Source organism: Nesterenkonia sedimenti (assembly GCF_012641515.1).
In the GTDB taxonomy this organism is placed as follows: domain Bacteria; phylum Actinomycetota; class Actinomycetes; order Actinomycetales; family Micrococcaceae; genus Nesterenkonia; species Nesterenkonia sedimenti.
This window is the reverse complement of record NZ_JABAHY010000003.1, coordinates 222,190-241,022: the sequence shown is the minus strand read 5'-3', so window position 1 is coordinate 241,022 and position 18,833 is coordinate 222,190. Positions and strand designations below refer to the sequence as shown.

The window sequence follows — 18,833 nt, the reverse complement described above, 5'->3', positions numbered from 1 at the left end:
TCAGTGAACACTGTTCACAATTCTGCTACTCTTATTGGGAGAACAGTGTTCACTGAAGAAGGGGTGGTTATGGAACGGCATTCTGGAGGCAGCTGGCTGGCTGGTGGTCTCGCTGTGCTTTCGGGCCTGGCATTCGCCACCTTCCCGATCCTCCGACCCTGGGGTGACAAAGAGGTCGACGACGACGGCTCCGCCAATGTCGAGGCCATGGCCGAGGCATTCGCTGACCCCTTCTGGGTGATCTCGCATGTCAGCGGAATGCTTGGCTGGGCGCTGCTGCTTGCCGCCGTCATCGCCACCCCAGCAGTGGCGCTCACGGCAAAACTGCTGCTCGGCCTCGGAGTGAGTGCCCTGCTGCCGTTCTATGGAGCTGAAACCTTCGGTCTTCATGTTGTGGCTGCCGCAGCCCAGGAGCGCGGAGACCTCTCTCTGTTGGACCTGGAAGAGGCTATTCGAGGAGAAGCCACCGCGCTGGGGCTCTTTGGTGCCGGTCTGATCATCGCCGCTGTGGCGATAACCCTGGTGGCCCGTGATGCCTGGAGATCACCGCGCATGCGCTGGGCAGGGTTTCCCCTTGCAGTGTTGATAGCGCTCTATTTACCGCAGTTCTTTGCCCCAGATGCCCTGCGCATCCTGCATGGATTACTGTTGGTGGGCGGCTGTCTCCTATGGGCTGTCCAGCAGGCGGGCGGCACCAAAGCCGGCCGCCACGCCGCCAATGGCTCCGGCAGCCAGGGCGAACCACATGCGGTAGCCAGCCAGCCACATTGAGGCCAGTCGAGCTGAGGAGACCGCCCCGATCTGGGTCATCATCGTCATTGAATCCGAGCAGATCCACTCCTCGGTGACTACCCCATCCCTGATCTCATAAATCTCAGTGCTGAGATAGTTCAACTTCTTCCCAGTAGGTTGAATGCCTAGAAACTCGCCGAGGTGGGTACCGGTAAACCGCACGCGGACCACCACTTTGCTGCCCTCTGCCACCACATCTTCAATATGCGGAGTGAAGTCCGGAAAGCCGGTGAAAATCGTGGCGAAGTTCTTCTTCCAGGCTGATTTGCCGCGCTTCTGGTACGGCATGCCGGCGATATTGATGCGGAAGTCCTCCGCCATCACGGCCAGGCAGGCGTCCATGTCTTGGCGTGCCAGTGCCTCGAATGCCTCCAGAATGAGGTCAACATTGGCTTGGATCCGAGGTGTGCGGGTGCCGGTGGCAGTCATCTCTGCGGCTCCATTCACTAGGGCAACGATTTTTACATTGCGACTGCAATAAATACTACGCAGAGTTTGAGCGTTTTGCAATGCAAGTGCAATGTGAACCCTGGGTTAGGCCTCGCCAAAGGCCCGGCGGACCTCAGATCGCAGGATTTGTGCCGCGGTCTGATGTGACAGTCCGGCGCTGATGATGTGGATGCTCAAGCCATCGGTCAGCGCCATCAGCGCAACCCCGACTGCCTCCGGGTCGCGATCCTCAGGGGCCATCCCTGATGCCTGGGCCGAGCGCAACAGATCGGCGATAACCCCTTGCATGCCCGTATTGTCAGCCGCCAAAGATTCGGAGGCTGACTTGCGCACGGCCGAATAGGACATAAACGCCAAAGCAACCCGAGCGTCGCGTCGTCCCTGCTCATCGGCCGGCAGCAAGCAGCCCAATATTGTCTCTGCCGATTGAACTGGTGAGGGGGCCTCGCCCAGCTCGGCCGTGGCAGCCCCGATCCGCTGCTCATAGCGGGAGCTGGCAGCCGCCATGGCGAAGTCCATCATGGCGTCCTTATTCGGGAAATAGTGCTGGACCATCCCTCCGGTCACTCCGGCCTCGGCAGCAACCTGACGCAGGCTGACGGCTTCCAGGCCCTGATCTGCCACGACCCGCATCAATGCGGCCGCAATCAATTCCCGACGCTCTTGGTGGTCAACCTTCTTGGGCATGAGCACATATTTTCATACCCGGGCCCACCGGCGGCCAGGGGATCACTCCACAGTGATCGGAACTTCAGCCCTGGTGCCACCGGTATCACCGGTCAGTACCAGCACCGCATCGCCTGACTCCAGCTCCCCGGGGATATCCGCGGTGAATTCAGCGGAGCCCTGGCCTTCCTCGACGGTGTAGTCGGCAGCTGCAAGCTCATGCTCCTGCTCGCCCTGCTCAATCACGGCCTGCACCTCGATGACCTCCGGGGCTCCCAGACTCATACTGTGCACCGCCCCGACCTCAAAGCTCAGCTCATCACCGGGGGAGACCGGTTCAGCCGGGTCAAAGCCAGAGACTTCAACGGCCCGCTGGCCGTAATCGGGATCCAAGGTCTCCTGCTCACTGAGGTAATCGGGCCAGACCTCGGAGTCGATGATCTCAGTGTTATGCCGATCCTGACCCTCAGCCAGCACGGTGAACCCATCGCCGCCATCGGCCAGGAATTCCTGCACGCCCACTAAGTAGGTCCCGGATTCATCAACCAGTTCTCCGTCCACACTGACCGAGGTGATTCGCTCCCCGGCTTCTGCCTCCTCATCGAAGGTGTAACTCAGCGCTGAGGAGAAGCCCAGCTGGTGGTAGCCCTCCTCACCCCACTGCTGTTCCAAGAGGTCATAGACCTGTTCACCGGTCAGCTCCACCACGCTCATCCGGTTATTGAAGGGCATCACCCCGAAGGCATCGCGCAGTGTGACCTCACCGGAGTCATCCTGGCGGATATCGTCCCGGATGCCACCGGCATTGATCAGAGAGAAATCCGGGGTGATCTCCTCAGGCCAGTCCAGCTCCTGGATGAAATCGGCGGTGAAACCACCCAGCACCGACTGATAGCCCCGCTCATCACCGTGGCCGGCCTCATCACTTGTCCAGATGCCATCGACATACTCCGCCCGATCAGCACCCCAGGCGGTGGTCAGATAACCCTCCTGACCGGTCAGCACCTCACTGCCGGCCTCCTCGGCATAGTCCTCAGCGGCAGTGACAACCTCCTCAGCGGCGGTGAAGCGCTCAAAATCTGCGCAGGCCTCCAGATCAGCATCGGCCACCGGCAGCAGCTCCGGCTCATGAGCGGTGACCTCACCGGTCTCGGGGTCAACGGTCACCAGAACCTGCCCCAGATTCGCGGCATTCGCCCCGGTCTGCACCACCGCAAGCCCCTCTGCGAGGTAGCCGTACTCGTTGTGAGTGTGACCATCGAGAACGACGTCGACCTCCTCGGCCAGATCCTGCTGCAGCCGCTGGGCCCAGTCGTCCTCGGGCACCTCGCCCCAGTCCGCGTCACTGGGTGAACCCTCATGGAAGGCCGCGACGACGACGTCGACCTCCTCCAGTTCCTCCGCGATCACCTCATTGACCGAATCAATGGGATCGCGGAACTCCACATCGGCGACACCTTCGGCCACGACCAATTCCGGGGTGTCATCGGTGACGGCGCCGATGACCGCAACCTCAAGACCACCGACCTCGTAGATCTCATAGGGATCGGCGGCCCGCTCATCACTATCGGCCTCGAAAAGGTTTGCCGAGAGGTGGTCGAACTCAGCATGGGGCTGGAGCCGATCGGTGATATCGGCGTAACCCTCATCGAACTCATGATTGCCCAGCGCGGAGGCATCCACCTCCAGGGCATTGAAGAAATCCAGTGTCGGCTCATCATCCTGAATGGAGGACTCGAATTGGCTGGCCCCGACGTCGTCGCCTGCTGAGACCAGCAGATGATCGGGATAAGCCTCCCGCTGAGTTTCAACAGTGCAGGCCAGTTCGCGGGCGGTGGCCAGCCCACCATGGAAGTCGTTCATGGCAAGAATCGCCAGCTGGTCGCCCTCGCCGGGGTCTGCGCCGTCGGAATCGGTGCCCTCTGCCTGGGCGTCGGAATCGGTGCCCTCCTCAGGTGAGTCATCCCCTGCGCAGCTGGTCAGCAGCAGCGCGGCGGCGGAGGCGATGGCGGTCATGGTCAGCGAAAAACGGTGCTCCGATGCAGTCATCGACACCTAGTCTAGGCACCGCAATCGGAGTATCAGATCAGTCGCGGGACCAGTTCAGGAGTTGGTCGAAGAACCTTCACCACCGGTTCACTTCACCGGTTCCGGTGCCCTCTGGTGTTCACGTCCAGTGCGCCGGGCGGTGAACACCAGCAGCCCCACTGCGGCCACCAACAGAATGCTGTTCTGAGTCAGCTTCGCGGCCATGCTCACCCCCGGCGGCAGGGGTGCGAGGAAGCCAATGAGGATTGCACCGATGATCACCCCGATGCCGAGCATGCCGATCTCCGCCGGCCCCCAGTTCAGATGCCTGTCAGCCATCAATAAGGCGATGGCTGTGACCGTGGTCAGCGCCACCAGAGCACTGAAGCCAGCCCAGGTGGAAGGCATGAGGTCCATAGCAATCTTCAGCAGAATCGCTGCCACCGCCACCACCCCCAGGGGGATACGCCTCAGATCACCTGCCGGACTCGCCGGCTCTCGCCTCTGCCCGATGAAGCGGGGGAGACAAGCCAGAGCAATCAGAACGACGACGACGGCCAGGGAGCCAACCCACTGGGTAGGTGTGGCGGTGATCCCGAACATCTCCTGGGCATCGAGGTGAATCTGCCAGGCGAGGAAGAACCAGGCGGCGGTGAAGGCGGGGATGCCGATCCGCCCCAGCAGAGGCCGTCCCCGATGGGCCGGAGCCAGAGCGTAGAGCAGGGCTAGGGGTGCAGCGACGCTCAGCATCACATGCCCCAGCATCCAGGATAGGCCCGCTAAGGCGCTGACCTCCAGGCCCGGGATCAGAGTCGGTTCACGGATCTGCGACCAGTACGGAACATCCGGTGAGTCCTCGGCGAACATCGAGAGATCCACCACGGTCTGAAGCGCCATACCGAAGGCAGCCGCCAGTAATAGGGTCATTGCCCATCCGCCGCCGCAGCGAACGGTGACCTCTCGGATCAGCAGGGCGGCCCCTCCGTAGAGCGGTGCCAGGAAAACCACTGCCCAGACCAGCATCAGGGTCTCCCCGGTCAGGGTCAGATACGCCTGAAGGAACTCCGCAGTGATAGGTGCAGCCAGCAGCACCCCCAGGATCGGCAGGATTCTCTGTCGCAGTGGAAGCATGAGCTCAGGTTAGCAGAGTGTGTACTCTAATAATAGGGATAATGTGAGAATGGGGTGGCAATCAGTCCCTCGGGAAGGAGGTGCCGATATGGCACGGCCCATTGATCCAGACCGCCATCAGGCGCGCCGCCTGCAGATCATTGACGCCGGTCTCACCGTCTTTTCCCGCCAGGGATATGCCGGGGCAACTACTGCCGGAATCTGCCGCGAGGCGGGCATCAGCTCTGGGACTTTCTTCCACTACTTCCCGAAAAAATCTGACCTCCTCGAGGGGATCCTGCAGCTCTCACTGACCGAGGCCCAGGAATTCTTCGCCCAACGGGCCGAGCGCACCGACCCCCTCGGGGTCATCTGGGAATACGTCGACCACGAATTGGCCGATTTGGAGGACCCCCGTGCGGCCGGTTTCATCTCCGCGGTCAACAGCCCAGGGCACGGGGAGCGCGTCCAAGCTCTGCTGGCTGAGTTGGGTCGCAATAACCGCGAAGCGCTTACCCAATGGCTCGACCGGGCCCAGCAGGCGGAGCTGGTGCGCACTGACCTCAGTGCGGGACGCCTGGCAGCCTGGGTCATGGTGATCATCGACGGCTTCGCCGGTCAGGTCGGCACTGATGAGAGCTTCGAGGTCGCCGTCGAAAAACCTCTGCTCTACGAGACCCTGCGGAGCCTCCTGAAGGCCTCGTAACCGGCGCAACCCCGCGTTCAAATGTGATTCGAAACATGATGAACGGTCGATTTTGCGTCATGAGCGGTCAAAATTGGACCACGAGCGTGACATGGGGCATAGGGTAGGGAGGTCTGTGTCACCACAGGCTCAGGCCCGATGTACCTACTGGAGAAATACACCGATGACCCGAATCACTTGCCCTGTGCTCAGCAGCAAGGTCACCTCCGCTGAGGAAGCTGCGACCTATATCAACGACGGCGACCGCGTCGGCATGAGCGGCTTCACCGGAGCCGGATACCCCAAAGCAGTCCCGGCCGCCATTGCTGAGAACGCCAAAGCCGCACAGGAACGCGGCGAGGACTTCGGCATCGAACTGTTCACCGGCGCCTCCACCGCACCCGAACTCGACGGCGTGCTCGCCGAGGCCGGAGCCATCCGCAAGCGCCTGCCCTTCCAGTCCGATCCGGCGCTGCGCAAGGCGATCAACACCGGTGCCACCGAATACGTCGACACCCACCTCTCCCACTCCGCCCAGCAGGCATGGTTCGGCTTCTACGGGAATATCGACGTCGCCGTCGTCGAGGTCGCCGCCGTACTGCCCAACGGCATGGTGGTGCCGGGAAGTTCGGTGGGCAATAACAAGTCCTGGCTGGAACTGGCCGATAAGGTCATCCTCGAGGTCAATGACTGGCACCCCCGCGCCTATGAGGGCTTCCACGATGTCTACTACGGCACCCGCCTGCCTCCCGAGCGCCGGCCCATCCAGATCCTCGACCCCATGCAGCGCATCGGAGACCCCTATCTGCGGGTGGATGCTGACAAGGTCGTCGCCATCGTCGAGACCAGCGCCCCTGACCGCAATCTGCCCTTCAAATCCCCGGATGAGTCCTCCAAGGCGATGGCAGAACATGTGGTCGACTTCCTCCGTCATGAGATCCAGCACGATCGGCTGCCCGAGAATCTGCTGCCCATCCAGTCCGGGGTTGGGAATGTGGCAAACGCGGTGATGGCCGAGTTCGCCCACTCCGAATTCGAGAACCTCACCGCTTACACCGAGGTCATCCAGGACGGGATGCTCGACCTCATCGACACCGGCAAGCTCACTGCGGTGTCAGCGACATCGTTCTCCCTTTCGGCCGAACGGGCCGAGGCCTTCAACGCCAAGGCCGAGGAGTACAAAGGTCGGATCCTGATGCGCACCCAGGAGATCTCCAACCACCCCGAGGTGATCCGCCGACTCGGCCTGATCGCCATCAACGGCATGGTTGAAGCTGATATCTACGGCAATGTGAACTCCACCCACGTGATGGGCTCCTCGGTGATCAACGGCATCGGCGGCTCCGGAGACTTTGCCCGCAATGCCTACCTCAACTTCTTCGTCTCACCCTCCACCGCGAAGGACGGGGCGATCTCGGCGATTGTGCCTTTCGCCTCGCATACCGATCACACCGAGCATGACACCCAGATCCTGGTCACCGAACAGGGCCTGGCCGATCTGCGCGGACTCTCGCCCACAGCACGAGCCCGGCGGATCATCGCCAACTGCGCCCACCCCGATTACCGGGATGGCCTGCAGGACTACTTCGACCGTGCGGTGGCTGAGAACCCCAACGGCCAGCACACCCCGCATCTGCTGGCCGAGGCACTGAGCTGGCACCAGAAGTTCCAGGCCGAAGGACATATGTAACCGGATCGCCTACCTGTGGGTCTTGCCTTCAACCAATGTTCAAGGGCAAGACTCGCAGGTATGGAACCACAACGGCTCACGAACCCACTGACCGAACTGCTGACCCACCAGCCGACAGGGCTCTCACCGGCGACCATCAGCGATGCCGCCGGGGACGCCACTGTGGTGGGTTTGGGAGTCAACACCCGGGAATCCCGAGAAATCTTCGAACTGGTCGCAGAGACCACCTACGCGCTGATCGAGAAGGGATTCACTAGCCTCGCCATCCAGGACACCCAGCGGGTCACCGACCTCCTGGATGCCTATATTGACGGCGCAGATATTGATATCGATGCCGACGATCAACCGGGCGTCACGAAGCTAGTGAAACCCGCGGATCACTCTAAAGATCAGTCAAAGGAATGATCCCCTGCGAAACCGGGGTGGATAACCTTGAGGCATGTTCAAGGACTGGCGGCAGCGTAGGGCGGTCAAAAGGATCAAGCCCGGGGATGGCCATGCCCTGAAACGCTACCGCTGGTGGCAGATGTTATCCCGGGCCCTCTACTACTTCGAGACCACAGATCACGAGGGCGAACGCCACAGCTATGCGGTCGACGTCGACTACTGGACCTATTTCTTCAGTGAGGCTAAAGCGGATCTCTACCTCGACGGCAAACACCACGCCCACTCCAAACTCCCGGCGGCATTCCCCGTACCCGGCGGAACCCTCCAGGTGAAGATGGGGCCGGTGGGGCTCAAACACTGCCACTTCCACAGTGAGAGCGGAGTGGAACACCCTCTGGTCCCGGAACCGAGCTCTGCCGAAGGTCATCGTGCCCGGCTGGAACAGAACAGGCCGGGGCTGAGCCGACTGCTCGGGGTAACTTCCCTGGTGGTGCTGATCGTTGCTTTTATCCTGGGCATCCCCCAGCTGGTGGAGATGGTCACCAGCTGGGACATCGTCGCTCAGTACACCGGCACCTGGGTCTCACCGATCCAGATCCCCGATTGGCTCAACGGCGTGCTGATCTTCGGGGCGATTCTGGCCTCCGTCGAACGTGCCCTACGTCTGCGCTATAACTGGCTGCTCGACGGCGGCGGGGATATCGACCTCGACTTCAGCTAAGCGGCACAGCGGCACCAGTGACCGTGATGCCCCCGGATTCCGGAATGCTCACCTGCAATCGGCTGGGCCGGCCCACGTGCATACCCTGCCGGATCAGCAGTTCACCGAAGCCCCCGTCATCGTCGATTCCTGCCAGGCCAAGCTGCCGCAGATACGCCCCAGTCGAGGCTGCCGCGGATCCAGCGGCCGGGTCCTCGGTGATCTCCCCGACCGGGAAGAGGTTCCGCGCCTGGAAAACCCCGGTGGATTCGGCCCAGAGAACGGTGACCGTACCGGCCCAGTCCTGCTGATCCATCAACGCCCTGAGCGCATCGGGGTCAAAGCTGAAACCGTCGAAAACCGCGCGCTCGGGGGATCCCAGGAACGGATAAACGCTGTCTCGGAGAACCCCACCTCCTGGGCGATGCCCAACATCTGCCCCTCGGTGAGGCCACCGGCATTCATGACCACACCAGCGGGATTCCCGCCATCCGGATCAGAGGTGAAGGCTGCCCACCGTGAAACCTCAGGCTGTGTCATACCAGGAAGTCTAAAAACTGTCCTCATCCCGGGCACAGGATGTTCAGCTCAGTGCTCGGACTCCGGCGATAAATAGATTGACTGCAGTCTCCCGGTAGAGCTCGGGTGGGGTGGCCCGGTGCAACCAATCTGAGCTGGCTGCCAAGGCGGGTTGGACTGATTGGTCGAAACTGACCTCTCGCGGTTCTTCCTGACCTGGATTATCACTGTTCGGGGAGCCGGTGAAGAGCCGCTCTGTCCCGACCGTGGTGGCCACTCGCAACCCATGACGGGCGACGACGACGGCGGTGGCCTCATCGAGGCCTGCCTGCTCAAGGGCGCGCAGAGCCTGTTCTGCCAACTGTTGCCCAGGCGCGGTGAACAGCAGGCGCTGGACGACGAGGTCTGCAGCCCGCGGATGTTGCTGGACCACATCGATGACACTGTGCAGCACCGCAGTAAGGGTCTCCTCCCAGTCCGCTGGGTTCTTTTGGCCTTGTTGGTCAAGGGAGACCGGGGGAGTGATCAGGCTGACCAAATAATCGCCCACACCTTCGAGCAGCTGGGCCTTGTTATCGAAATGCCAGTAGAGCGCCATCGGAGAGGCGCCAAGGGAGGATGCGAGTTTGCGGGCGGTGAGCTTCTCTGGGCCCTCGGCGTCGATGAGCTCCAAGGCAGCCGAGATCAGTCGCTGCCTGCTGAGCCGATTTCTAGCCATAACCACATGTTACTGTACAAAGTAAATGTACTAAGTGCAGTTCAAATAGATTCCCGGAAGGACAGGCCATGACCGCAGCTGCGTCCGGATAACCTCTGGCCCCTGGCTGCGATGGGCGTGCAGAATCTGAACCTGCTTAAACTGCTTATCGGTGATCTGACCAAAGGCCACCGGCAGCGCATTGAAGCCCTTCGAGAATTCTTCCCCGCTGCCCAGCCGCAGCACTGGCAGCTGATCACCGCCGGTCAACGGGCCCAGATCGTCAAAGCAGACCCCCGGCGAGGCGGAAGGCTGACCTTCGGCACTGAACTGATCAGCTCCCCAGCCGGAACTATCACCGGGGGCCTCCACCGCGGTGCCCCTGGCCCTGGCAGCACTGGAGCGCTTGCTGCCGCAGACGGCCTCCAGTCCCCGGCTGCGCGACTATCTGCCCGCCCGGGAACTGGACCTCACCCGGGATGAGGCAGCAACTGTCTGGGCACGTCAGGAGGTCAACACCCTGCTGGAGATGTGAACCGCAGGAAAGATGGAGTACTCTCATCCAGTGCAGTGGATCGAAGCCATCATCCTGGGCCTGGTGCAGGGCCTCACAGAGTTTCTCCCCATTTCCTCCTCAGCTCACCTGAGGATCGTCGGTGAATTCCTCCCCGGTGCCCAAGACCCCGGTGCAGCCTTCACCGCCATCAGCCAGCTCGGTACTGAGGCGGCCGTCTTAGTCTTCTTCTGGCGCGATATCCTGCGCATCCTCAAAGCCTGGTTCGCCGCTGTCTTCGGCGGCGGATCGCATAACGACCCCGATGCCCGCATGGGCTGGCTGATCATCGTCGGCACTATCCCCATCGTGGTGCTGGGTCTGCTGCTGGAAGACTTCATCATGTCCACCTTCCGCAGCCTCTGGATCGTGGCGACTATGCTCATCGCCTTCGGCATCCTGCTGGGATTCGCCGACCACCTCGGAAAACAGCGCAAACCACTGGAGAAGCTCAGCATCCGCGATGGCATCATCTTCGGCTTCGCCCAGGCCATGGCCCTGATCCCCGGAGTCTCCCGCTCCGGTGGCACAATCACCGCCGGCCTGTTCATGGGCTACACCCGTGAGGCAGCAGCCCGCTATTCCTTCCTGCTGGCCATCCCAGCAGTCTTCGGCTCCGGGTTCTATAAGCTCATCGGAGCCTTCGGGGAACAGTCCGGGCCCTACACCATGAGCCAGACCGCAGTGGCCACCCTCGTCGGCTTCATAGTCGCCTATGTCATCATCGGCTGGTTCCTCAACTATGTCTCCCGCAACACCTATAACCTCTTCGTCGGCTACCGGATCCTGCTGGGCCTCTTCGTCTACATCATGCTTAGCTTCGGCATCATCAACGCCTGAGCCGAGCGTTAGGCTGGACAATAATCGAGCCGATCCCCGGCTCCGGGAACTGCGACCAGAGGGAAAGCGGAGTAACGATGACTGAGCAGACACAGCGGAAACTGGGCCGCACCGGCCGCAGCGTCTCATCCATCGGCCTGGGCACCTGGCAGATCGGCGGCGACTGGGGAACAGTCGAGGAGCCCGATGCCTTCGCCGTCCTCGATGCCGCAGCCGAATCCGGGATGACCTTCTTCGACACCGCAGATGTCTACGGCGATGGCCGCAGTGAGCAGCTGATCGGCCGGTGGCGGGCAGAGAACTCCGACTGGCAGGGCACAGTGGCCACCAAAATGATCCGCCGGGCCCCTGCCCCCAGCCTGGAGCACGCCAGCCTGGAGAACTTCCGGGCCTGGACCCAGCGCTCCCGCACCAACCTCGGGGTCGAAACCCTGGACCTAGTCTAACTGCACTGCCCGGAAACCCCTGTCTACTCCGCCGATGCGGTCTACGACGCCCTGGATGCTCTCGTGGAGGAGGGCGGCATCGCCGCCTATGGCGTCTCAGTGGAGACCGTGGATGAAGCCCTGACCGCCATCGCCCGCCCCGGGGTGGCCACCGTACAGATCATTCTCAACGCCTTCCGGCAGAAACCCCTAGAGAAGGTGCTGCCGGCCGCCCAGCAGGCAGGGGTCGGGATCATCGCCCGAGTGCCCCTGGCCAGCGGGCTGCTCTCAGGCCGATACACCGCTGAGACCAGCTTCGCCGAGACCGATCACCGCAGTTTCAACCGTCGTGGGGAGGCCTTCGACGTCGGCGAGACCTTCTCCGGTGTGGACTACAACACCGGTGTCGAGGCCGCCCAGGAGTTCGCGGCCCTGGCCCGGGAGCACGGCATGGAACCGACGACGGCGGCCCTGGCCTGGGTTGCCCAACAGCCGGGAGTCAGCAGCGTCATCCCCGGTGCCCGCAATGCCGAACAGGCCCGCGCCAATGCAAGCGCCGGCGCCATCGGGCCCCTGCCGGAGAGTTTCCTCAGCGCCGTCGGGGAACTCTATGACACCAAGATCAAGCCTGAGGTCCACCACCGTTGGTGACCTCGCGGCCAGCTGCCCGGCTGGCACGTACCCGCGGCACAATCAGCGAAGCCGCCACCGTAATGACCAGCACGGCCATAATCACCACCAGGGAGAGTCCGGTGGGCACCTCAGCCACGGGAACATCCTGACCGTCATTGATGAACGGCAGGTTGTTCTCATGCAGTCCGTGCAGGATCAGCTTCACACCGATGAACCCCAGGATCACCGCCAGGCCGTAGGAGAGATAGATCAACTTATCCAGCAGGCCATCGATCAGGAAGTACAGCTGACGCAGCCCCATCAGGGAGAAGGCAGTTGCGGTGAAGACGATGAACGGCTCCTGGGTCAGCCCATAGATGGCCGGAATGGAATCCACCGCGAAGAGCAGATCAGTCCCAGCGATGGCGACCATGACCAGAACCATGGGAGTGAGCATTCGCTTACCGTTGACCTGGGTGGTCAGCCTGTCGCCGTCGTAGTCCTCCGAGGTGCGCAGCCAACGGCGGGCCGCTCGGACAATGAAGTTCTCGGCCTCATGCTCGGCACCTCCGGCGGCCTCCTTCTTCAGCAGCTGCCCGGAGGTGATCAGCAGGATCAGCCCGAAGAGATAGAAGACATCGGACCAGGCATTGATCAGCCCAGCTCCGGCGAAGATGAACCCGGTGCGGGCGATCAGGGCGAAGATGATCCCGAAGAGCAGGACCTTCTGCTGATGCTCCCGGGGCACCTGGAAGCTTGAGATGATCACCAGGAAGACGAAGAGATTGTCCACGCTCAGGGCCTTCTCGGTGATGTAGCCGGCGTAGTACTCGGTGGCATGGGCAGTATCGCCGAAGATGAGGAACACCAGCCCGAAGGCCAACGCGATCCCCACATAGACCGCCGACCACACTGTGGCCTCACGCAGGGTCGGCTCATGGGCCTTGCGGACATGGAAGAAGAAGTCGAAGACCAGCAGGGCTGTGATCGCGGTCAGGGTAAGTATCCAGGCCAGCAGCGGGATCTCCATAGTTGGGAAGTGTACGCAGGGCCCCTGTGGAGGGGAAGACACAATGGGCATACTGGTGCCATGAGCCAGTCAGAGTACGTTGCCGTCCAGACCACTGTCGCCAGCCAGCAGGAGGCCGAAACACTGGCCTCCGCGATCCTCGAGGCGCGCCTGGCAGCCTGCATCCAGGTCTCCGAGGTGCGTAGCTACTACCGCTGGGACGGTGTCCAGAACGACGCCGAACAGTTGCTGACCTGTAAGACCACCTCAGCCTGTGTGCCCGGGCTCAAGGAACTTATCGATGATCAGCATCCCTATGAGGAGCCGGAGCTGATCGTCCTGCCCATCCTGGACGGCAGCTCCGGCTACCTCAACTGGGTCTCGACTGAGACCAGCTGAGCCTCAACTAGAGATGATCCCGGGGGAGGGAGGTCTCCCAGGTTTTGGCTGCGAAGCGCCGTTGACCCTCATAGGCATCCAGCTCCGCGTAGATATGAAAATCAGTGGGGGTGGAGGTCAGCACCGTCCGGGTGCGGATCTCGACCTCCCAATCCCCCCGGGAGAAACCCATCGTCCAATCGGTCTCCCCGCGGACTGAGTCATAGTCCCGGCCTACGAAGCTGTAGGTCTCGGTGGCACGACGAGTGACATTAAGGTCGATATCCGGCAGGTGGACCACACCGAGGTCCTTGACCACCTCCAATTGGCCGGAGAGGTCCACCAGACTCCGGGAGACCTTCCAGTCCAGATCCCCGGGGACCACCTGGTCCACGGTCAGGGCTTCGGTCCCCTCCGGCTCACCGAACTCCGGGGTCAGTGAGGGGGCCTCCTCAGTGGTCGGTCGCTCCGGCAGCAGCAGGGCCGACTCCTGGGGATGGATGGTCAACCGCACCGGTTCAGGGGAGGGCCAGGTCACCGGCCAGTAGGAGGTGGAGACCGAAAGCCGCAGCCGATGTCCTGCCGGGAAGGACTGGGCCATCCCATTGAGCTGGACCCGCACGGTGTACTTCTTGCCCGGTTCCAGCAGTTCCGGAGAGTCATGGCCCTGAAGATGATTCAGATTGGCCACCCCGTAGCTGACCCGAGTTGCGGCGTCGTCAGGGGCGACATCGGAGAGCCGGACCGCAACCTGGGCCACTGGTCTATCCACTTGAAAGGTCAGCTCCGCCACCGGGGCACCGAGCAGCTCCAGTGGTTCCTCCAGAGGGTCGGTGGTGAAGATCATGGCACCACCGTCCTCTTCGCGCTGGTCATAGGGCAGATCCGGCGGAGCGTTATAGGAGCACCACTTCCCACCGTAGAGGCCCACCGACAGCGGGGAAGAGATGCTCACCGGTGGACTGTTCTCCTGGCTTCCGGCCGGCAGGATCGAATGCCGCCCCAGCTGGTGGCGGACCTCCTTGATCCGTGGACTGGGCCAGGAGGGTTCACCCACCCAGCGGCCCGGGCGTTCGGAATAGGCAGTTGCCGGTTCGATGCTGTCCTGCATCCAGATCGAAAGCTCGGGTCCGTCCATGGCGCCGTTACCGGTCTTATCCTTCAGCCAGTAGTCCCACCAGGCGACAACCTCCTGCAGCCACCCAATGGCCGGACCCGGCTCACCCTGATGTGGGTATTTATGGCTCCAGGGGCCGATCAGTCCTCGGGTGGGAGTATTGAGGCCCTCAAGGAGGCGGAAGACCGAATTGGAGTATCCATCGGCCCAACCGCTGACCGCAAAGACCGGAACCTCGACGTCGTCGAAGTTCTCATTGATCGAACCGTGTTTCCAGTAGTCATCACGGCGCTGATGCTGCAGCCATTTCTCCAACCACAGCCCGGACCCTTCGATCCGCTCTCGCCACATATCCTGCCAGGCGTCCCCGACCACCTCAGGATCGGGTGGGCAAGAGGTATAGGCGAACATGGTTGAGGCCCAGGAGAGGTTATCGGTCAGCAGCAGCCCGCCCATGTAGTGGACGTCATCGGCGTAGCGGTCATCTGTGGAGGCCACGGTGACCACAGCACCCAGGGACTTCGGGCGGCGGGCAGCGACCTGCAGGCCGTTGAACCCGCCCCAGGAGATCCCCATGATTCCGGTACGGCCGCTGCACCAGGGCTGATCGGCCAACCACTGCAGAACCTCCTCGATATCCTGCAGCTCGCGTTCGAGGTACTCATCCTCCAGCACACCTTCGGAATCCCCGGAACCACGCAGATCCAGGCGTAGGCAGGCATAACCGTGGCCAGCCATATAGGGGTGGTGAACCGAATCCCGCTGCGCGGTGAGATCACGTTTCCGGTAAGGGATCGCCTCGACGATCCCCGGCACAGGCTGCTGCTCTGACCCGACAGGTTTCCACAGCCGGGCGGCGAGCCTGGTCCCATCCGAGACGGTGATCCAGAGGTTCTCGGTCTCTTCGACCTCGTAGGGCAGTGAGGTGACTGTCTGCAATGCGCCTCCTGAAGCGTTTCAGACGACGTCGGGGACTTTAGAGATCTTCGATCTCGAAGTTCAGCTCCTCGATGACCTTCTCATAGGTCTCGATCATCTCCTCCTCGCTCTGACCGGCGGTGAAGATCTCGGCCAGGGCGAAACTATAGGCATCCTCGGCCGGATCTCCGGAGAGTGGCCGGTCGGCTTCCTTATCGATTTGGATCGTGGTGCCGGGGTACTTCTGCTCGATGGCCCGGACCTCCTCGGCGGTGGGGACGCGCTTGATATAACCGTCCTCGAACCGGCGCAGGAACCAGGTGGCCGCAGTCCGGAACTCACCGTTCTGGGCTGGCATCTGTGGTTCGCGACCCAGGCCTAGGTCCACCATACAAGCGTGGTTGGAGGTCCCCTCATAGGTATGGGAGTCGATGACCCCGTAGACCTCCACCTCCCCCTGGTAGCTGAAGCCCTCCACGGTCAGCATGGACCCGGAGGCCTCCTCCTCCATCATGGCTGCACTGCCGCCGATCTCGGCGATCTCATCGGGAAGCTCGAGACGTTCGAGGACCTCATTGAAACCGCCGCCCATCCGGTCGACCACCTCGCGTTCCTCAGCGACGGCCTCCTGCAGTTCGGCGTCGTCGGTGACTCGGTAAGCACCCTCGGAGGAGGTGGATTTGATCGGTTTGATCCAGGCCGGGTAGTTCACCCCCTCGGGCAGGCGGGCCTCCTCATCATTGAGGTCGATCAGTCCGAAGCCTGGCACCTCCTCATCGGCCACCCGCTGCTGCTCCACCCGGCTCCAATACTTATGCTCCACGGTGACAATGCCTTTGAGATTGGCCGAGGGCAGACCATAGCGGTCGGCGAGGATAGGGACCATGGCGGTGACCGGGAAATCCCAATAGCCGACGATGGCGTCGATGGAACCGTCGAAGTCCTCCAGCCGGCGTTCTGCCTCCTCGAGCAGCTCATTGACCGCGATGGACCCACCCTGGAGCTCATCGAAGGTCAGCAGCTGGTGGAAGGTGTAGTTCTCTGCCCCGGGCAGCTTCTTCAGGGCCTGGTGGTTCAGTTCGTCGAGACCGAGGACAAAGATATTGGTACCCAATGCGACTCCTTGTGGCTAGGAACTTCAGTTGCGACTTCTGCCCCTCACCTAACACGGCCACTCTTGACGCAACCATCCTCTGACCTGGGGTTTTACTGACTTCAGGCTTATGAGAACCTTGGCCGAGACTTGTGTCTGACTGCATATTGGTATGGTTGTGAGTGACCTCACGGGCGCTCTGAGCACAGAGCTGAGATCGGACTGACGCTGTCCGGGCACCGTCTGAACCTGTCCGGGTCATGCCGGCGAAGGAAGAAGGAGCTCTTTCATGACGCATATCTCACCCCTGAACTACTCCACCCACAGCGCTGACTACCTCACCGATGAGGCGCACAGGATCAAAGTCCCGGTCACGCGGATCGCTCAGGATGACTCCCCCAATGGTGAGCCCAATGAACCGTTCACCGTCTACCGCACCACCGGGCCCGGCTCAGATCCGGTCCGCGGCCTGCCGGCACTGCGGGAAGAGTGGATCACCGCCCGCGAGGACGTGGAGACCTACCAGGCCAGGGGCCGGAAACTTGAGGATGACGGCCCCAAGGCACTGCGCCGCGGCTCCGCCAGTCAGGAGTGGCAGGGTGCACAGCGCTCACCACTGCGGGCCAAGTCCGGCCGACGGGTCACCCAGATGCACTACGCCCGCAAGGGAGAGACCACCCCGGAGATGCGATTCGTCGCCCTCCGCGAGGGCGTTGACGTCGAATTGGTTCGCTCCGAGGTGGCAGCGGGACGGGCGATCATCCCCAATAACATCAACCACCCGGAGTCCGAGCCGATGATCATCGGCAGGGCCTTCAGTGTGAAGGTCAATGCCAATATCGGAAACTCCGCGGTCACCTCCTCCATCGCAGAGGAGGTCTCCAAAATGCAGTGGGCCACCCAATGGGGAGCCGATACCGTGATGGACCTCTCCACCGGGGATGACATCCACACCACCCGCGAATGGATCATCCGGAACTCCCCGGTGCCGATCGGCACTGTCCCGATCTATCAGGCACTGGAGAAGGTCGGCGGTGACCACCAGGCCCTGACCTGGGAGATCTTCCGGGACACTGTGATCGAGCAGTGCGAGCAGGGGGTGGACTATATGACCATCCACGCCGGTGTGCTGCTGCGCTATGTCCCCCTGACCGCCGAACGGGTCACCGGGATCGTCTCCCGCGGCGGCTCCATTATGGCCGGCTGGTGCCTGGGTCATCACCGGGAGAGCTTCCTCTATGAGCACTTCGATGAGCTTTGCGAGATCTTCGCTCAGTACGATGTCGCCTTCTCCCTCGGCGACGGGCTGCGGCCGGGTTCACTGGCCGATGCCAATGATGAGGCACAGTTCGCCGAACTCGAGACCCTGGCAGAACTGACTCAACGAGCCTGGGAGTACGACGTCCAAGTCATGGTCGAAGGGCCCGGGCATATCCCGCTGCACCTGGTGCGGGAGAACGTGGAGAAGCAGCAGGAGCTCTGCCACGGTGCCCCCTTCTACACCCTGGGGCCCCTGGTCACGGATATCGCCCCCGGGTATGACCACATCACCAGTGCTATCGGCGCTACCGAAATCGCCCGCTACGGCACCGCCATGCTCTGCTATGTCACCCCCAAGGAGCATCTGGGGCTGCCCAACCGCGATGACGTCAAAACCGGGGTGATCACCTATAAGATCGCCGCCCATGCCGCCGATGTCGCCAAGGGCCACCCCGGGGCACGAGATCGCGATGACGCCCTGTCGAAGGCGCGGTTCGAATTCCGCTGGCGGGATCAGTTCGGTCTCTCCCTGGATCCGCAGACCGCCGAGGCGTTCCACGACGAGACCCTGCCGGCTGAGCCCGCCAAGACCGCTCATTTCTGCTCGATGTGTGGGCCCAAGTTCTGCTCCATGCGGATCTCCCAGGACATCCGCAATGAATTCGGCGATGTCGATGAGCAGGCGCGGATCGCCCAGGAGGGTATGGCTGCCAAATCCCGAGAGTTCCGGGAGGCCGGGGCCACGGTTTACCTGCCCGATCCGGCATTGCCTGCCCGCCGGTAGAAGATTCTTCAGACCAAAGCGCCCTGTCGGTTCAGCAATGAATCGACAGGGCGCTTTCTGGTGTTCACCAAGAATTCACAGAAATCATCCCGTAATAATTCCGCAGAAGTCTTTCATGTC

The 18,833-nt window shown here is 62.1% G+C and carries 19 protein-coding genes, 2 pseudogenes and 1 riboswitch; of the genes and pseudogenes, 11 read left to right on the top strand and 10 right to left on the bottom strand.

Annotated features, from left to right (window positions below):
• Window positions 1-69: 69 nt before the first annotated feature.
• Window positions 70-771 carry a hypothetical protein gene (locus HGQ17_RS05525; protein ID WP_168886968.1) on the top strand — a complete coding sequence of 234 codons (702 nt, stop codon included), beginning with the start codon at window positions 70-72 and terminating at the stop codon, window positions 769-771.
• Here the strand turns inward: HGQ17_RS05525 and HGQ17_RS05520 are convergent.
• The 4 genes from HGQ17_RS05520 to HGQ17_RS05505 form a co-directional block, all read right to left on the bottom strand.
• Window positions 667-1,221, bottom strand: a complete 555-nt coding sequence (locus tag HGQ17_RS05520) for an ester cyclase (RefSeq protein WP_168886967.1) — start codon at window positions 1,219-1,221, stop codon at window positions 667-669. The genes HGQ17_RS05525 and HGQ17_RS05520 overlap by 105 nt on opposite strands.
• Before the next feature lie 105 nt (window positions 1,222-1,326).
• On the bottom strand, window positions 1,327-1,929 hold the full coding sequence (locus HGQ17_RS05515; protein ID WP_168886966.1) for a TetR/AcrR family transcriptional regulator: 603 nt from the start codon (window positions 1,927-1,929) through the stop codon (window positions 1,327-1,329).
• A 42-nt stretch (window positions 1,930-1,971) separates the two neighbouring features.
• Window positions 1,972-3,957 carry a bifunctional metallophosphatase/5'-nucleotidase gene (locus HGQ17_RS05510; RefSeq protein WP_168886965.1) on the bottom strand — a complete coding sequence of 662 codons (1,986 nt, stop codon included), beginning with the start codon at window positions 3,955-3,957 and terminating at the stop codon, window positions 1,972-1,974.
• An 87-nt stretch (window positions 3,958-4,044) separates the two neighbouring features.
• Complete coding sequence (locus HGQ17_RS05505) at window positions 4,045-5,067, bottom strand: hypothetical protein (RefSeq protein WP_168886964.1); 1,023 nt, start codon at window positions 5,065-5,067, stop codon at window positions 4,045-4,047.
• Window positions 5,068-5,155: 88 nt separating this feature from the next.
• On the opposite strand from HGQ17_RS05505, the gene HGQ17_RS05500 reads away from it, so the two are divergent.
• The 4 genes from HGQ17_RS05500 to HGQ17_RS05485 all read left to right on the top strand — a co-directional run bounded on the left by HGQ17_RS05500 (window position 5,156) and on the right by HGQ17_RS05485 (window position 8,529).
• Window positions 5,156-5,752 carry a TetR/AcrR family transcriptional regulator gene (locus HGQ17_RS05500; protein WP_168886963.1) on the top strand — a complete coding sequence of 199 codons (597 nt, stop codon included), beginning with the start codon at window positions 5,156-5,158 and terminating at the stop codon, window positions 5,750-5,752.
• A gap of 163 nt (window positions 5,753-5,915) precedes the next feature.
• The gene (locus HGQ17_RS05495; RefSeq protein ID WP_168886962.1) at window positions 5,916-7,421 is read left to right on the top strand and encodes an acetyl-CoA hydrolase/transferase family protein; all 1,506 of its coding nucleotides are present in this window, start codon (window positions 5,916-5,918) and stop codon (window positions 7,419-7,421) included.
• Between the two features lie 60 nt (window positions 7,422-7,481).
• Entirely contained in the window at window positions 7,482-7,826 is a 345-nt protein-coding gene (locus tag HGQ17_RS05490; protein WP_168886961.1) for a hypothetical protein, read from the top strand.
• Between the two features lie 34 nt (window positions 7,827-7,860).
• A complete protein-coding gene (locus HGQ17_RS05485; RefSeq protein ID WP_168886960.1) occupies window positions 7,861-8,529 on the top strand; it encodes a hypothetical protein in 669 nt (222 codons plus the stop codon).
• Here the strand turns inward: HGQ17_RS05485 and HGQ17_RS15235 are convergent.
• The 3 genes from HGQ17_RS15235 to HGQ17_RS05475 are packed head-to-tail and all read right to left on the bottom strand — an operon-like array spanning window position 8,522 to window position 9,745.
• Window positions 8,522-8,824, bottom strand: a complete 303-nt coding sequence (locus tag HGQ17_RS15235) for a PhzF family phenazine biosynthesis protein (RefSeq protein WP_229503330.1) — start codon at window positions 8,822-8,824, stop codon at window positions 8,522-8,524. The two genes, HGQ17_RS05485 and HGQ17_RS15235, sit on opposite strands and share 8 nt — an antisense overlap.
• Window positions 8,824-9,048 (bottom strand): PhzF family phenazine biosynthesis protein, encoded by a 225-nt coding sequence (locus tag HGQ17_RS15230; protein WP_229503329.1) that lies wholly within the window; start codon window positions 9,046-9,048, stop codon window positions 8,824-8,826. Before HGQ17_RS15230 ends, HGQ17_RS15235 begins: the two co-directional genes overlap by 1 nt.
• A gap of 43 nt (window positions 9,049-9,091) precedes the next feature.
• On the bottom strand, window positions 9,092-9,745 hold the full coding sequence (locus HGQ17_RS05475; RefSeq protein ID WP_168886959.1) for a TetR/AcrR family transcriptional regulator: 654 nt from the start codon (window positions 9,743-9,745) through the stop codon (window positions 9,092-9,094).
• A gap of 111 nt (window positions 9,746-9,856) precedes the next feature.
• Between HGQ17_RS05475 and HGQ17_RS15840 the strand changes: the two are divergent.
• From HGQ17_RS15840 to HGQ17_RS05460, 4 genes and pseudogenes are all read left to right on the top strand, one after another.
• A pseudogene (locus tag HGQ17_RS15840) lies at window positions 9,857-10,051 on the top strand (malate:quinone oxidoreductase); the annotation flags it as partial.
• Between the two features lie 49 nt (window positions 10,052-10,100).
• Entirely contained in the window at window positions 10,101-10,259 is a 159-nt protein-coding gene (locus HGQ17_RS15220; protein ID WP_229503327.1) for a hypothetical protein, read from the top strand.
• Window positions 10,260-10,289: 30 nt separating this feature from the next.
• Window positions 10,290-11,117, top strand: a complete 828-nt coding sequence (locus HGQ17_RS05465) for an undecaprenyl-diphosphate phosphatase (RefSeq protein WP_324615197.1) — start codon at window positions 10,290-10,292, stop codon at window positions 11,115-11,117.
• 77 nt (window positions 11,118-11,194) lie between these two features.
• A pseudogene (locus HGQ17_RS05460) lies at window positions 11,195-12,193 on the top strand (aldo/keto reductase).
• Here HGQ17_RS05460 and HGQ17_RS05455 read toward each other — a convergent pair.
• Complete coding sequence (locus HGQ17_RS05455) at window positions 12,165-13,184, bottom strand: TerC family protein (protein ID WP_168886956.1); 1,020 nt, start codon at window positions 13,182-13,184, stop codon at window positions 12,165-12,167. The pseudogene HGQ17_RS05460 and the gene HGQ17_RS05455 overlap by 29 nt on opposite strands.
• Before the next feature lie 60 nt (window positions 13,185-13,244).
• On the opposite strand from HGQ17_RS05455, the gene cutA reads away from it, so the two are divergent.
• Entirely contained in the window at window positions 13,245-13,562 is a 318-nt protein-coding gene (cutA, locus tag HGQ17_RS05450) for a divalent-cation tolerance protein CutA (protein ID WP_168886955.1), read from the top strand.
• 7 nt (window positions 13,563-13,569) lie between these two features.
• On the opposite strand, the gene HGQ17_RS05445 is transcribed toward cutA, so the two are convergent.
• The gene (locus HGQ17_RS05445) at window positions 13,570-15,597 is read right to left on the bottom strand and encodes a CocE/NonD family hydrolase (RefSeq protein ID WP_168886954.1); all 2,028 of its coding nucleotides are present in this window, start codon (window positions 15,595-15,597) and stop codon (window positions 13,570-13,572) included.
• A gap of 37 nt (window positions 15,598-15,634) precedes the next feature.
• The gene (locus HGQ17_RS05440; protein ID WP_168886953.1) at window positions 15,635-16,690 is read right to left on the bottom strand and encodes an ATP-grasp domain-containing protein; all 1,056 of its coding nucleotides are present in this window, start codon (window positions 16,688-16,690) and stop codon (window positions 15,635-15,637) included.
• Between the two features lie 159 nt (window positions 16,691-16,849).
• Window positions 16,850-16,961: riboswitch (TPP riboswitch) on the top strand.
• On the opposite strand from HGQ17_RS05440, the gene thiC reads away from it, so the two are divergent.
• Window positions 16,959-18,713 carry a phosphomethylpyrimidine synthase ThiC gene (thiC, locus tag HGQ17_RS05435; protein ID WP_168886952.1) on the top strand — a complete coding sequence of 585 codons (1,755 nt, stop codon included), beginning with the start codon at window positions 16,959-16,961 and terminating at the stop codon, window positions 18,711-18,713. Its footprint overlaps the riboswitch before it by 3 nt.
• Window positions 18,714-18,833 lie beyond the last annotated feature (120 nt).

Bases quoted from the DNA above. Each gene is read 5' to 3' on its own strand.
- HGQ17_RS05525 (WP_168886968.1), top strand. From the start codon at position 70: ATGGAACGGCATTCTGGAGGCAGCTGGCTGGCTGGTGGTCTCGCTGTG.
- HGQ17_RS05475 (WP_168886959.1), bottom strand. From the start codon at position 9,745: ATGGCTAGAAATCGGCTCAGCAGGCAGCGACTGATCTCGGCTGCCTTG.
- HGQ17_RS05515 (WP_168886966.1), bottom strand. From the start codon at position 1,929: ATGCCCAAGAAGGTTGACCACCAAGAGCGTCGGGAATTGATTGCGGCC.
- HGQ17_RS05495 (WP_168886962.1), top strand. From the start codon at position 5,916: ATGACCCGAATCACTTGCCCTGTGCTCAGCAGCAAGGTCACCTCCGCT.
- HGQ17_RS15230 (WP_229503329.1), bottom strand. From the start codon at position 9,048: ATGACACAGCCTGAGGTTTCACGGTGGGCAGCCTTCACCTCTGATCCG.
- cutA (WP_168886955.1), top strand. From the start codon at position 13,245: ATGAGCCAGTCAGAGTACGTTGCCGTCCAGACCACTGTCGCCAGCCAG.
- HGQ17_RS05455 (WP_168886956.1), bottom strand. From the start codon at position 13,184: ATGGAGATCCCGCTGCTGGCCTGGATACTTACCCTGACCGCGATCACA.
- thiC (WP_168886952.1), top strand. From the start codon at position 16,959: ATGACGCATATCTCACCCCTGAACTACTCCACCCACAGCGCTGACTAC.
- HGQ17_RS05510 (WP_168886965.1), bottom strand. From the start codon at position 3,957: ATGACTGCATCGGAGCACCGTTTTTCGCTGACCATGACCGCCATCGCC.
- HGQ17_RS05490 (WP_168886961.1), top strand. From the start codon at position 7,482: ATGGAACCACAACGGCTCACGAACCCACTGACCGAACTGCTGACCCAC.
- HGQ17_RS15235 (WP_229503330.1), bottom strand. From the start codon at position 8,824: ATGGATCAGCAGGACTGGGCCGGTACGGTCACCGTTCTCTGGGCCGAA.
- HGQ17_RS05500 (WP_168886963.1), top strand. From the start codon at position 5,156: ATGGCACGGCCCATTGATCCAGACCGCCATCAGGCGCGCCGCCTGCAG.
- HGQ17_RS05520 (WP_168886967.1), bottom strand. From the start codon at position 1,221: ATGACTGCCACCGGCACCCGCACACCTCGGATCCAAGCCAATGTTGAC.
- HGQ17_RS05485 (WP_168886960.1), top strand. From the start codon at position 7,861: ATGTTCAAGGACTGGCGGCAGCGTAGGGCGGTCAAAAGGATCAAGCCC.
- HGQ17_RS05505 (WP_168886964.1), bottom strand. From the start codon at position 5,067: ATGCTTCCACTGCGACAGAGAATCCTGCCGATCCTGGGGGTGCTGCTG.